At 69.7% G+C, this 13,370-nt stretch carries 11 protein-coding genes; 3 read left to right on the top strand and 8 right to left on the bottom strand.

All coding sequences use genetic code 11. The features are described from left to right. Positions 1-187: 187 nt before the first annotated feature. The 5 genes from VFW71_03705 to VFW71_03685 form a co-directional block, all read right to left on the bottom strand. A complete protein-coding gene (locus tag VFW71_03705; protein ID HEU5001871.1) occupies positions 188-715 on the bottom strand; it encodes a tail fiber protein in 528 nt (175 codons plus the stop codon). 21 nt (positions 716-736) lie between these two features. After that, positions 737-1,231, bottom strand: a complete 495-nt coding sequence (locus VFW71_03700) for a tail fiber protein (protein ID HEU5001870.1) — start codon at positions 1,229-1,231, stop codon at positions 737-739. Between the two features lie 15 nt (positions 1,232-1,246). Continuing rightward, positions 1,247-1,747 (bottom strand): tail fiber protein, encoded by a 501-nt coding sequence (locus VFW71_03695; GenBank protein HEU5001869.1) that lies wholly within the window; start codon positions 1,745-1,747, stop codon positions 1,247-1,249. Positions 1,748-2,143: 396 nt separating this feature from the next. Beyond that, on the bottom strand, positions 2,144-2,614 hold the full coding sequence (locus VFW71_03690) for a hypothetical protein (protein HEU5001868.1): 471 nt from the start codon (positions 2,612-2,614) through the stop codon (positions 2,144-2,146). 55 nt (positions 2,615-2,669) lie between these two features. After that, a complete protein-coding gene (locus VFW71_03685; protein HEU5001867.1) occupies positions 2,670-3,335 on the bottom strand; it encodes a response regulator transcription factor in 666 nt (221 codons plus the stop codon). Between the two features lie 220 nt (positions 3,336-3,555). Between VFW71_03685 and VFW71_03680 the strand changes: the two genes are divergently transcribed. Further along, complete coding sequence (locus VFW71_03680; GenBank protein ID HEU5001866.1) at positions 3,556-4,194, top strand: MBL fold metallo-hydrolase; 639 nt, start codon at positions 3,556-3,558, stop codon at positions 4,192-4,194. 128 nt (positions 4,195-4,322) lie between these two features. Here VFW71_03680 and VFW71_03675 read toward each other — a convergent pair whose 3' ends face one another. Then, complete coding sequence (locus VFW71_03675; GenBank protein ID HEU5001865.1) at positions 4,323-5,426, bottom strand: hypothetical protein; 1,104 nt, start codon at positions 5,424-5,426, stop codon at positions 4,323-4,325. A gap of 234 nt (positions 5,427-5,660) precedes the next feature. Between VFW71_03675 and lon the strand changes: the two genes are divergently transcribed. Continuing rightward, positions 5,661-8,042 (top strand): endopeptidase La, encoded by a 2,382-nt coding sequence (lon, locus tag VFW71_03670; GenBank protein ID HEU5001864.1) that lies wholly within the window; start codon positions 5,661-5,663, stop codon positions 8,040-8,042. A gap of 180 nt (positions 8,043-8,222) precedes the next feature. Here the strand turns inward: lon and VFW71_03665 are convergent, their stop codons facing one another. Both VFW71_03665 and VFW71_03660 read right to left on the bottom strand, forming a co-directional pair. Beyond that, positions 8,223-9,971 carry a peptidoglycan recognition family protein gene (locus VFW71_03665; protein HEU5001863.1) on the bottom strand — a complete coding sequence of 583 codons (1,749 nt, stop codon included), beginning with the start codon at positions 9,969-9,971 and terminating at the stop codon, positions 8,223-8,225. A gap of 85 nt (positions 9,972-10,056) precedes the next feature. Then, a complete protein-coding gene (locus tag VFW71_03660; GenBank protein ID HEU5001862.1) occupies positions 10,057-12,315 on the bottom strand; it encodes a SpoIID/LytB domain-containing protein in 2,259 nt (752 codons plus the stop codon). Positions 12,316-12,594: 279 nt separating this feature from the next. On the opposite strand from VFW71_03660, the gene VFW71_03655 reads away from it, so the two are divergent. Continuing rightward, the gene (locus VFW71_03655) at positions 12,595-13,146 is read left to right on the top strand and encodes an HAD-IA family hydrolase (protein ID HEU5001861.1); all 552 of its coding nucleotides are present in this window, start codon (positions 12,595-12,597) and stop codon (positions 13,144-13,146) included. The last annotated feature ends 224 nt before the right edge of the window (positions 13,147-13,370 follow it).

Genomic DNA, 13,370 nt, shown 5'->3' with positions numbered 1-13,370 from the left:
GGCCCGGACGTGAACGCGACCAAGGCAATGCCACCCAGGAGCGACCCGAAAAAAACGAACGGAACGACGCGCGCAAAACGACGTTGACCGTTGACCGCGCGGTGGCGACCCTTCATCTCAACCCCCCCGTGAGAAAACGTGCTGGGTACCTCCCTGCGCTCAAGCGGAGCGCTGGAGCGCATTCACATCAGCTGCGAGCCGGAAAAACCCCTTGCAAGGCGATGATGAAATTCAGGCCCAAAAATGGCGGCATGTTGTTGTGGGGCAGCGATCCCCCTGCGACGTTCGTCGCCAGCGGCGACATCGGCTGTGTGCCCGTCGTCTGGTTGGAATAGAGGACGTCGGTGCGGTGCTCTCCTTCGGCCCAGCACTTGTTGGTCGGGTCGCCGGACGCACCGGCTGCGGCGGCAGCCTGTGCCGTGTGGGGGTGCATCGGCATCTCCGTCTGGAGGAGCGTGACCGCTTGGTCTCCCCCGGTCTCGCCCAGGTCCCGCAGCGAAAGGCCGGGGCCCTGACCCGCCTGCATGGGGGCACATCCCTGCAGGTTGGGGAGGGCGAAGTTGGAGGTACCGTTCCCGCCGTATGTCGTCCCCAGCAGGGAGAACAGGGCCGTGTTCTGCGAGATGGACATGAGTTGGCCGTCACACAGTGCCCAGCCCCTGGGGGCGAAGTTGCCGGTGAAGATGCGGATCTCAGCGACGAATGGGTCGGACATGGGAAGCGCGCTCCTCGGTGTCTAGTTCTGTGAGGGGAAGATCCCCTGCAGGGCGATGACGAAATTGAGGACCAGGTACGGGGACATGTTCTCGTGCGGCTGGTTGCCCCCGGTTGGCGTGATGCCCGAGGGATCCATGGAGACATTCGGGGACGTGGCGTACGCCCCTGCCTGGTTCGCCCACAGGTCGTTGACGGGGCTGCCGACGTTCGCCGCTGCGGGCACGCCGACGGGGGCGTGGGTGTGGCCAGATAGCTCGGAGATGGTCAGCGTGTGGCTGGTTTCTCCGCCCATCTCCCCGAGGACGATGCCGTTGCCGGCGTGCAGGGGAGTCCTGCCCTGCAGGTTCGGGAGGCCGAAGGTCTGCCTGCCGTCCCCCCCGTAGGTTGTGCCCAGGATGGAGAACAGCGCTTGGTTCTGGTTGATGGGGAGGAGCTGGCCATTGCAGAACGCCCACCCCTTGGGCGGGAAATTCCACGAGACGATCTTGATTTCTCCCAGGAATGGCTCGGACACCGCTCTTGCCTCCTATTAGGATTGGCTCGGGAAGATCCCGAACAGCGAGATGATGAAGTTGACCACCACGAACGGGAGCATGTTGTCGTGCGGTTGGCTGCCCCCGGCACCGCCGATGGCCGCGGGGTTCATCGCCAAGCTGGCGGGACCCGGGGCGTAGAGGTTGACGCTGGTGCTCTGCCCCCACACGCTGTTGGAGGGGCCGTTCTGCCCGCCGGCAGAGTTCGCCATCGGCACGTGGGAGTGGGACGGGATCTGGGCGGTGCTGAGCGTCACGGACTCCACCCCCGCCGCCTGCCCGAGGGCGAAGCCGGGCCCCACATGCACCGGGACCCGGCTCTGCAGGTTCGGAAGGGCAAACGTGGTCTGGCCATCGCCGCCGTAGGTCGTGCCGATCAGATTGAACAGGACGTCGTTGTCCGCGATAGGAAGGATTTGGCCCTGGCATAACATCCATCCCACTGGGGCAAAATTCCCGGCGAACATCCTGATTTCGCCGACAAAGGGGGTTCCCATGTGTGCTCAGTCCTCCTCGGGGTCGGGGCCTAGCGCGGGCACTGGAACGCTCGACATGCGTGGCTTGGTGGGCGCGGGCGCAACCGGATCACAGGACCTGCTCGGCCAAACGCGTGGTCAGCGGAAGCCCTCCGTCGCGCTGCGATTCTCGGTTTGCCGCCCCCTCAGCAGGAAGCGCTCGATGCTACCACGTCGCGACTATCACGAGGTCCTTGACGATAGCCGCATTCTATAAATAAAAGAGTGTCCGAGCACTCATTGTCGTGGTTGGAACCACCAGGACAACGTGCATTCATTGCTGCAGCCCAACCATGCACGCGTGCCGTCGAACACATACTCTGCGGTTTGTTAACGATCGCCTAACACCCTGCCATCAAGAGGCTCTGCGGGCATGGCTCAGGCCGTCGCCCCACCCGCCGGCGGGACCCCCCCAGCTGTGGCCAAGGCGACACCCGCCTGGGCGGCGATCGCCTCGATGGCGGCGTCCTGGGCGGCCAGGTGCGCCTGGATCTGCTGGGCCTCATGCAGGACCGCCTCCGCGTCCAGATAGGTCTCCTCCGCCCGCTTGTCGGACGCCTTGGCCTGGATGTTCTGGCCCACGATGATGATGGGCAGCAAAACGAGCTGGATGAAGGTCTGGGCGATCCAGGCCACGATGATCACCGCGTCGCCGCTCTTCAGCGCCCCGGGCAGCGAGATCAACGCCAGCGCGGTGAACAGGTAGGCGCAGACCATCGTGCCGACCACCGCCGTGATCTTGACCGCCAGCTTCCCGTTGAAGCCCTGGGCCTGGTCGGCCACTTTGGTGGGCCCATCAGCCCGTCGCCGGGTGGTGTGGGGGTGGGGGACGTGCTGGTACAGGCTCATGGGCGGGCCTCCAATCGTTGATGACTCGGTGCGTGGGGGTGAGTCTGGAGGGCGTTCAGCTCGACTCGTTGACCAGCCCCAGCCGGATCGCCTGGCGCACCGCCTGCACGCGGTTGGAGACGGCCAGCTTGCGGTAGACGTTGGCGACGTGGGTGTTGACGGTCCGCTCCGAGAGCTTGAGCTGGCGGGCCATCTGGCGCGCCGACAGGCCTTCGGAGAGCAGGCGGAGCACCTCCTTCTCCCGGGGGGTGAGCGACTCGCTGCCCAGCGCCCGGTCGGTGACCTCCCGCAGGGCGTCCAACTCCTCCACCATGCCCCGGGCGTGATCGGACTCCATATAAAAGGAACCGGTGCTGGCCACCTGGATGGCGTACCCGATCACGGTGATGGTGGGGGTCCGGGGCAGGAAGCCGGAGGCCCACTCCATGGCGGCGGCGAGGATCGAGGGATCCTGCCCGGCCATCACCAGCAGCACGTTGGCCCCGGCACTGCGGGCCGCCTTGCCCAGCTGCGCCACCTCGGGCGGCGGGGCGACGTCGAGGTCCACGATCAACACGTCGGGGGCCTCGGCCGGCAGGGCCTCCAGCGCCTCCTCGACCGATGCCGCCACCACGATGTCGGCGACCTCGGGGACCTTCTCGGTGTCGGTGGCAAGGTCCCGGCGGCGCAGGTCGTCGCCATCGACGATCAGCACCCGCCAGCCCTCTGCCTGCTTCGCCATCCCCGGCCTTCCCCGCACTCTTGAGCGCGCCTGCCTTGTCACCCCTCCCCAAAAGCCCCAGGAAAGCCTATAGCACGGGTGATCGCGCCAGCCCCATCCACGAGCCGGCTCAGGAGTACGCCGGGAATGGGGTAGCCTCCCGGTGCTGGGCAACGGATTGGGCAAACAGTCGGGGGACACGATCGGGGACCGGATCGGGGACGAGACAAGGAGCGAGTCGATGATCGAGGGAATAACGTGGTTCAAGCAGTCCGCGTTCCTGTTTCAGCGGGACAAGAACCTCTACATCGATCCCCTGGGCATCCCCGAGGGTTCGCCGCCGGCGGACGCCATCCTCATCACCCACGCCCACCAGGACCACTTGAGCCCGGACGACATCGCCCGCATTCGCACGGACTCCACCGCCATCTACGCCACCGCCGACGTGGCGGCCCAGATCCCGGGCGCGGTCGATGTCGTGGCCCCGGGCGACGCCTTCGAGGTGCTGGGCTACTCGGTGGACGCCGTGCCCGCCTACAACACCGCTGAGGAGCGCCTGGGCTTCCACCCCCAGTCCAACGGGTGGGTGGGATACGTGTTCACCATCGACGGAGTCCGCTACTACCACGCCGGCGACACCGACCCCATCCCCGAGATGGAATCACTCAGCTGCGATGTGGCCTTCATCCCCATCGGCGGCCACTACACGATGGGCCCGGAGGAGGCGGTGGAGGCGGTGAAGATGATCGGTGCCCAGCTCATCGTGCCGATGCACTTTGGCTTCATTGTGGGCGACCCCTCGTACGCCCGGCGCCTGGCAGCCCTGGTGGCGCCGCAGGAGGTGCACGTCTTCGTGCCCAAGAACCCCTTCGACCTGTAGAGCGGCGCCCAGGGCGGCTTCTCCACACGCGTATTACCAACGAGCGGCCACCCGAACTGGGGAGTTTTTTGGCCCGGATCGGGATCAAGAACTCCCCAGAATGAACCGGCCAGACGGTACCAACGTATCTAGGACGAAGAGCTACTCTCGGGGAGCGCCGCCGAGGAGGCGCCCACCGGGAGAGCCCGGGGCGGCACGGCGCCCACGGCGGGCTGCGACCCGGGGCTGGTGACGAAGGTCCACAGCACGTCCGCGCCCGAGGGCGTGTCCGGCCCGCCCTGCGGCCAGCCGTGGCCGGTGCCCTCGTAGGTACCGAACTGCACCGTCGTGCCGGGCGAGCACTGGCTCCAGACCGCAAGCTGCAGCTCGCCCAGGGCGTGGCTGGCCACCTGGCCGGAGCACCCGTCCCGCTTGGCCCACGCCGCCACCGCGTCCGTGGCCGAGGGCTCGACGAAGCCGTTGGTCACGTGGGGGTCGACTGAGGAGTCATAGGCTACGATCGGATCGACGGTGCCGTCCAGCTGCAGGAGGGAGACCGGCCGCCCCGGGGGGCAGTCCAGGGCCGGGACGGCATCGACGACCACGAACGCCCGGACGAGCGAGGGGGCGGCACACACCATCCGGTAGGCCATCCGCCCGCCATTGCTGAAACCGGCCAGGTAGACGCCGCTGACGCGGGGGTCGGTGGCGAAGCGGTGGAGGACCTCGCTCAGGAAGGCCACGTCGTCCACCCCGGCCAGCTGCGCCGCCCCGCAGCACGCGCCCGCGTTCCACGAGCGCCGGATGCCCTCCGGGTAGACGACCACAGCCTTGCCCTGGTCGGCGAGCGGGAGCAGCCCGTCCCGGTCCTCCTCAAGACCGAGCGAGACGTCCCGGCCGTGGAGGACCACCAGGGCGGGCACCCGGCGGGCGACGGGGCTGGAGGGAGTGAAGACCACGTAGTGGCGCTCGGTGTGTCCCACGATGACGTTCGTGGTGACCTGGGTCATGCCGGTGTGGGCGCCATCGGCGAGCTGCGAGGACTGCGAGGAGGTCCGGCCGAGCGTGCCGGCCGGTTTCTTCGCCCGGTGGACCAGCTGCGAGGCGGTCGAGGGCCGGGTTCGGCGGGGCGGCGGGCCGGCGATCGGCGCCGGGGCGGACCCGGACCCGAGGAGGATGCACAGGGCAACACCAAGCAGACCGCCGAGCCCCCAACGCAGGGCGGGCGCCGTTCTCCCCGGTTGTACGTTCACGACCCTCACGTTCGGCCTCACCCGACGCAGCCAGTGCTTCCCCCAGGTGGGGTATCGGCACGCGGCCCCCACACCTGAACGTTGACGGGCCGGGTTGGTTCCGGCCCCCCGACCGGGTCCCCCGGCCCCCCTCAGTAGGTTGCCACCTATCGATCCGGGGCCCAATGGGAATGCCCGGGGCCGGGCAGCGTTTACCTCTGCGTACGCAACACGAGGAGAGGGGAGGCATCACACATGGATGTTGACACCAAAGCCCTGCCCATCCTCCCGCTGGACCGAGCGGTGATCCTTCCGCACATGGCCGTCACCCTTGCGGTGGACAGCGGCGAGGCGCAGCAGGCATTCGACGCCGCCCGCTCGGCGCAGGGGGAGGCAGCCAGCATGGTGCTGGTGGTCCCGAGGACCAATGGTCGCTACGCGCGGGTGGGCACCATCGCCAAGATCGAGGACACGGGCCGGCTGCCCAATGGCAGCGAGGTCGTGGTCATCCGGGGCATCTCCCGGGGCATCATCGGCGCCGGCGTGCCCGGCGAGGGCAGCGCGCTGTACGTGCAGGTCGAAGAAGTGGAGGACCAGTCCCCCAGCCTGCGGGCCCGGGAGCTGACCAAGGAGTACAAGGCGGTCGTCGAGAACCTGCTGGACCAAGCGGGAAACAACGATGCCGCCCGGTTCGTGCGGGGCATGTCGGATCCCGAGCAGATCGCGGACACCTCCGGCTACTCGCCCCACTACAGCCACGAGCAGAAGGTTGAGATCCTGGAGACCGTCGACCTCGAGCAGCGGCTTGAGAAGCTGATCGCCTGGGGCCGCGACGTCCTGGCCGACAGCACGCTCAAGGACAAGATCCGGTCGTCGGTCACCGAGGGCCTGGACAAGGCACAGCGCGAGCACCTCCTGCGCATGCAGTTGGACGCCATCCGCAAGGAGCTGGGCGAGGGCGACGACGACGTGGCCAGCCAGTACCGGACCAAGGTCGCCGAGGCCGGCATGCCCGAGGCGGTGCGCAAGGAGGCCGAGAAGGAGATCGATCGGCTGGAGCGCATGGGGCCGCAGAACCCGGAGTACGGGTGGATCCGCACCTACCTGGACTGGATGGTCGAGCTGCCATGGTCGGTGTCGTCCGACGACACCTTCGACGTCACCGAGGCCCGCCGGATCCTGGACGAGGACCACACCGGCCTGGACGACGTCAAGGACCGCATCATCGAGTTCCTGGCTGTGAAGAAGCTGCGCGACGAGCGGGGCATCACGCCCGCTGGCGGCCGCGGCTCCGGGGCGATCATCACCCTGGTCGGCCCCCCGGGGGTCGGCAAGACGTCGCTGGGCGAGTCGGTGGCCCGTGCCATGGGCCGCAAGTTCGCCCGGGTGTCGCTGGGCGGCATCCACGACGAGGCCGAGATCCGGGGCCACCGGCGGACCTACGTCGGTGCCCTCCCGGGCCGGATTGCCCGGGCGCTGAAGGAGGCCGGCACCAACAACCCGGTGATCATGCTGGACGAGATCGACAAGGTGGGCTCCGACTGGCGGGGTGACCCGTCCTCGGCGCTGCTCGAGGTGCTGGACCCGGCGCAGAACCACTCGTTCCGGGACCACTACCTGGAGGTGGACCTCGACCTGTCCAACGTGGTCTTCATCCCGACCGCCAACGTGATGGACACCATCCCCGGCCCGCTGCTGGACCGGATGGAGCTCGTGCCCATCGATGGCTATACCGAGGAGGAGAAGCTGGCGATCGCCCGCAACCACCTGCTCGGGCGCCAGATCGAGCGCAACGGCCTGCAGCCGGGCGAGCTCGACGTGACCGACGGGGCACTGCGCAAGATCATCGGCGAGCACACCCGGGAAGCCGGGGTGCGGACGCTGGAGCGGGAGCTGGGCAAGGTGCTGCGCAAGGCGGCGACCCGCGTCGCCGCTGGCACGCTGACCCCGCCCGTGACGGTGGACGAGGCCCTGGTGCGGGAGTTCCTGGGCAAGGCCAAGGTGCACTTCGAGGCGGCCGAGCGCACGGCGGTGCCGGGCGTGGCCACCGGGCTCGCGGTCACCGGCGCCGGGGGCGACGTGCTGTTCGTCGAGGCGACCAGCATGGAGGCCAACGGACCAGCCGGCGGCGGGCTCACCCTCACGGGACAGCTGGGCGACGTGATGAAGGAGTCGGTCCAGATCGCCCTCTCCTACGTGCGCAGCCACGCACCGGCACTCGGCGTCGAGCCGGCGGCGTTCGCCAACCGGACCTTCCACGTCCATGTCCCCGCCGGGGCGGTGCCCAAGGACGGCCCCTCGGCGGGCGTCACGATGACCACCGCCCTGGTCAGCCTGCTCACCGGGCGCCCGGTGCGGTCGGTGGTCGGAATGACCGGCGAGGTCACCCTGCAGGGCCGGGTGCTGCCCATCGGCGGCGTGAAGCAGAAGGTGCTGGCCGCCCACCGGGCGGGCCTGAAGGAGGTCATCCTCCCCGCCCGCAACGAGGCAGACCTGGACGACCTGCCCGCCACGGTCAGGGAGCAGATGACCTTCCACCTCGCCAGCGAGGTGGGCGAGGTCCTGGCGGTGGCGCTGGAACCGGCCGCCGCTCCCCTCGAGGGGCCGGCGGAGGCCCCAGCCGAGCAGGCGGCGTAAGTAACGCGGTAGCACCGAGCCCGGTCCCCCACCTCCCCGGGGGCCGGGCTCGTTCGCGCGCATCGGGCCGGGCAATGTTGGCGGCGTGGTACAGCCAGGGGATGTACTACTCCGCCAACTATGCCCCCGGGACAGCTTCCCGGGGCCGCCGGCCTCCGGCCCGGGGGCGGGCCTCAGGCCTCAGGCCCGGACGATCATCCCCATCGCCGTCATGTCGTAGGCCCCGAGCAGCGGGCTGCCGTACACCGGGGCATCCCCGAAGGGCAGGACGTTGCCGGACAGATCGATCAGGTAGTACCCGGCGGCGGTAGGGGTGGCCACCATGTCCACGATGTCCAGGTCCCGGATCCCGGCGCCGGGGGCGGACCCGTGGAACGGGGCGTCGCCGTAGGCGAAGACCGCCCCGTCGGACGCCACGATCCAGTACCCCCTGCCCGAGGGCGTCGGCTCGATGGCCACCACCGGCTTCGCCAGGGCCTGGCCGCCGGCCGAACCGTAGAAGCCGGCGTCGCCGAAAGCGAAGATGCCGCCGTCGGATGCCACCAGCCAGTAGCCGCCCCCGCGGGGCGTCGCCGCCATGCCCACGATGGGCTTGTTGAGCTTGATCGACCCGGTGGAGCCGTAGAACTGGGCGTCGCCGAAGGAGAAGATGCCGCCGTCGGACGCCACCAGGCGGTACCCCTGCCCGCTGGGTGACGTCGAGATGCCCACGATCGGCTTGTTGAGCTTGAGCGATCCGGTCGAGCCGTGGAAGCCTGCCGCCCCGTACGCGAAGATGCCGCCGTCGCTGGCCACCAGCCAGTAGCCGTCGCCCGCCGGGGTGGCCGCCATGCCCACCACCGGGGCGTTGAGGTGCATGCCGCCGGTGGAGCCGAAGAACTGCGCAGCCCCGTAGGCGAAGATCCCGCCGTCGTCGCCCAGCACCCAGTACCCGGACGGGAGCTGCCCGGTCACCACCCGGTAGCCCGAGGCGACGGCGGTCGGTGGGGAGGCCTTGCCCGTGGCATCCCGGGCAACCGCGGTCACTGTGTAGGTCCCCGGCGACAGACCGCCGAGCCCCAGCGTGTAGCTGGAGGGCCCGATCGACCACGCCCCGGCCGAGGGCACCGCGCTCACCGTCACCTCGCTGGCGCCGGCGAAGGTGACGTCCACCCCCACCGCCGAGCGGCCCACCTGCCCGCTCACCGTGGGTGCGGTGACCGCCGACACGCCGCCCGGCACCAGCAGGCAGCACGAGGGCGGCAGCGGCTGCCCGTTCCTGGCGTTCGCCTCGATGCGGTTGACCACCGCCTGGCGGAGCCCGGGCAGCTGGGCGTAGAGCTGGTCGCCCGGGCAGGCGGTCTGGTTGGCGTCCCGGTGCCCGGCGATCACCGGCTCGCCGCCGTACGTCCCCATCGGATCCAGGCCGAAGAGGTCGGCCAGCCAGGCCAGCACGTCCAGCAGGGCGTTGAGCGCCGACCCGGTGGGCAGCGCGGTCACGAACGTGCCCAGGAGGGCGATGCCCATGGTGCCGACATCGTGGTTCGCCACGTGCGCCCCCACGACGCCCATCCCGGCGGCGTTCTGCCCGGTGGGCGTCGCACCGGCCGGGTAATCCCGCGACCAGCGGCCCTCGTAGACATTGCCGCCGTCATCGATGAGGAAGTGGTAGCCGACATCGATGAAGCCCTCGCCCAGATGCTGGTGGTAGATCTGCTGGATGGTGGGGATCGGCGGGGCGCCGTTGTCCGTCACCGTGTGGTGGACGAACAGTTGCCGGACCGGAGCGAAGATGGGCGACTGCGCCCGGAGCGACTCGTCGGCACCCCAGCCCGCCCGGGGGATGACGGACACGCCGGGCGCGCTCAGGAGCTGCGGGGACCCGGCGTCCGGCAGGCGGCCCGGCCCGTGGTGGGGCGCCCAGCGCCCGAGTCGGACCGCGGCCCCCACGGCGCCCGCGGCTGCCAGCGTCCCTGCGCCGACGGCCCCCAGGCGGAGAACGTCGCGCCGGCTGAAGTTCAGAAGCTGGCCTCCACTAACCCACCTGGGTGGACGCCATCCCCACCTTGGTGGTGGCCGACGTCGGGGCGGCACCGGGGACGGAGCCGTAGAAGGCGGCGTCGCCGAAGCTGAAGATGCCCCCATCGGTGGCCACCAGCCAGTAGCCCGAGCCACTGGGGGTGGCCGCCATGCCGGTCACCGGCCGGTTGAGCTTGATCCCGCCCGTGGACCCGGCGAACTGGGCGTCGCCGAAGCTGAAGATCCCGCCGTCGGAGGCCACCAGCCAGTACCCGCCCCCGTCCGGGGTGGCGGCCATGCCGACGATGGGTTGGTTCAGGCGGAGCGACCCGGTCGAGCCGTAGAACCGGGCGTCGCCGAAGCTGAAGATCCCGCCGTCGGAGGCCACCAGCCAGTACCCGCCCCCGTCCGGCGTGGCCGCCATGCCCACGATGGGCTTGTTGAGCCGGATTGAGCCCGTGGAGCCGTAGAAAGGGGCATCGCCGAAGCTGAAGATCCCGCCATCGGAGGCCACCAGCCAGTACCCGCCGGCGGTGGCGAACGCCGGCCCGGTCGCAGCGGGAGGCGGGGAGGGTGAGGTTGCGGGCGACGGGGATGGGGTGGGCGAGGGGGATCGGGTGGGCGTGGCCGAGGCGGTCACCGGGGGGGAGGGCGTCGGCGACGGTGCCGGGGACACAGTCGGCGTGGGCGGGGGGACGGCGTGCGGTGCCATGCCCACGACGGGTTTGTTCAGCCGCATACCACCAGTCGAGCCTAGGAACTGTGCATCACCAAAAGAAAAGATGCCACCATCCGAGGCGACAAGCCAGTAGCCCCCCTTATCCGGCGTTCCCGCCATCCCCACCACCGGCTGGGTCAACTTGATGCTGCCGGTCGATCCGAAGAAGCCGGCGTTGCCGAAGGAGAAGATCCCCCCGTCAGCGCCCACCACCCAGTAGCCGGCCGGGTAGACCACCGTGAACCAGTTGGAGCGCAGGCCGAGCTTGGCGGCGAACCCGTCGCCCGTGTCGGTGGCGGTGCCGGCCGTGCCCTGGATCTGGACCTGCGTCACCCGGCCACCAAAGTCACCCAGCCCGTTGCGCTGGGTCACCGTGATGGCGGTGAGGCCGCCGACCGACGGGTAGGCCCCCTGCACCGCGTTGACCGACATCGTGACCCGCCAGTTGTGGTTGGGGTTGAGCGACACGGCGTCGCCGTCGTCCACGACCGCCGGGAACGTGCCCCCGGCACTGTAGCCGCCCGAGGAGGAGGAGAACTCCGCCGAGGCCGCCCTCCCGTTCAGGGTGACGATCTGCCCGGCAGTGGCCATGACCGCGGCCACCCCGTTGGCGGTCTCGACATCCCGGTACCCGTTGGCGTCCTGCACCGCCCGCCCGCCGTAGACCTGGCACGCGGTCGTGTCGCAGGTCTTCGCGTAGGCGTACCGGTTCTGGGCGGTGGCGTACGAGCGGGCGGCCACCGCCTGCGCCTCCAGCTCCTGCATCCCCTGCCCGCCGCCCAGCGATCCCCAGGACGCCGGCGACTCCGACGTGACCACCCCCAGCAGGTAGTCCTCGGTGGTGACCAGGTTCACGGTGCGCTGGTCGGCGGTGTTGCCCTGGCCCGCCCCGTCCACCGCCTCGACCTGGCCCCGGTACCAACGGGTCCCGCCCTGCGGCTGGCACACCTGCAGGAGGTTGGTGTGGTCGGTGCTGGTGGTGGGCGTCGGCACGGACGAACTCAAGATGACCGGCCCGGCGGTCTGGGTGACCAGCGGCGACCACGGCCCGGTGCATCCCGGTCCCTGGTCGACCTCGAACTGGTTGGGGCCGGTCAGCACTGCCCGAAGGGCGGAGAACGAGCCCGTGGCCCCATTGACGTTGGTGGTCAGCTCAGCCTTCTCCTGGAGGACGGCGGTCGGCGCCCCATCCAGGGCGGTGAGGCGCACCGACATCTGGGGGTTGCCATCGTTGGCCTGCTGGGTGCCGCCGTAGAAGTGGGAGAGGATCTGGGGGGCCGCCCAGCCCTGGTTGAGGGCGTAGCCCAGCGCGCCGTACTGGCCCATGCCCCGGCCGTGCCCCCAGCCGTGCCCGGCCAGCACCACGTTGCCCGAGGGGTACAGGGTCCCGCCAGCCGGGGCCGACGCCTTGGCCGACGCCTTGGCCGGAGGAGTCGCCGCACCCGCAGGCCCCGGGACGATGAGCCCACCGCCTGCCAGCACCACCACCGCAGCCAGGAGGGACAGCCGGACCTTCAACGCCCCGGCGCCCCCGTCAGAGTGCTCACCGGCAACCACTCTAGTGAAGAATGCGGGATCGGTCCGAAGCTGAGGTCGCCCCCTCCGGTCCTGATCCGGGCGGCGGCTGGCGCAGCGGGCGCCCGTGCGAGACAATGCGCGGGAGGACGAGGCGAGAGGGTTGGGGGCCGGAGCCACCTGAAGAGAGCCCCCTCGCTGCCCTCCTCTCGGACCTCCGGCCCCGTCATTAGTACGAAACGCAGCGCGACCCGAAACCCCTACCATCCCACTGGCAGCGGCCTATCTCTCTCACGCAAAGTGACTGAAACACCACCATCCGTGCTCGTTCCGATCTTCGACCTCGACGGCACCCTGCTCGATTCGGACCGCGCACTCGTCGCTGCCTTCGCCGCGTTGGGCGTGCCGCCCGAGACGGTGACCTTCGGCCATGTCATCGGCGAGGAGTGCCAGCGGCTGGGCATCAGCCTGGATGACTACGCCGCCGCCTACGATCCGGCGCTCGCCGCCCCCTACCCCGGGATCGACGAACTGCTGGGGGCCTTGCACCGCTGGGCGGTGTGCTCGAACAAGCACGCCGGCTCCGCCCGGGCCGAACTGGACCGGCTGGGCTGGTCCCCCTCCGCCGCCTTCTTCAGCGAGGACTTCTCCGGGCCAAAACGCCTGGCCCCGGTGCTCCGCGCTCTGGGCCTCGACCCGGGCGGCGCCATCTACATCGGGGACACCGGCCACGACCGGGCGTGCGCCGCTGAGGCGGGCGTGGCCTACGTGGTGGCGGGTTGGAACCCTCGAGCCGAACGGCGGAGGGGCGACACTGTCTTGTTCCATCCCTCAGAGTTGCTTAAGTATTTGCCAATTCTGAATGAACACTAATCAATTAACGGACTCTAATGTATTAGCCTTCCTTAATGGTTGGGCGTTCCGGGACGTCTGCCACCCCCTGCCCAGTGTGTGGCTATTCCGGAGCCTAAGAGCGTAGAGCGACGCTTCCGTACCCCGAGGGGGGACAGGAACCGCCCCCCGCTCGGGGGAGAAGCCCCTCCCGGGAAACCCAGCCGAAACCTTGGCACGGCCTCCGGCGCCCCCCGCGAACGTGA

Source organism: Actinomycetota bacterium (assembly GCA_035765775.1).
Taxonomy (GTDB): domain Bacteria; phylum Actinomycetota; class CADDZG01; order JAHWKV01; family JAOPZY01; genus DASTWV01.
Note: the sequence above shows the minus strand (reverse complement) of the source record. Positions and strands in the feature narration are given on the sequence as shown.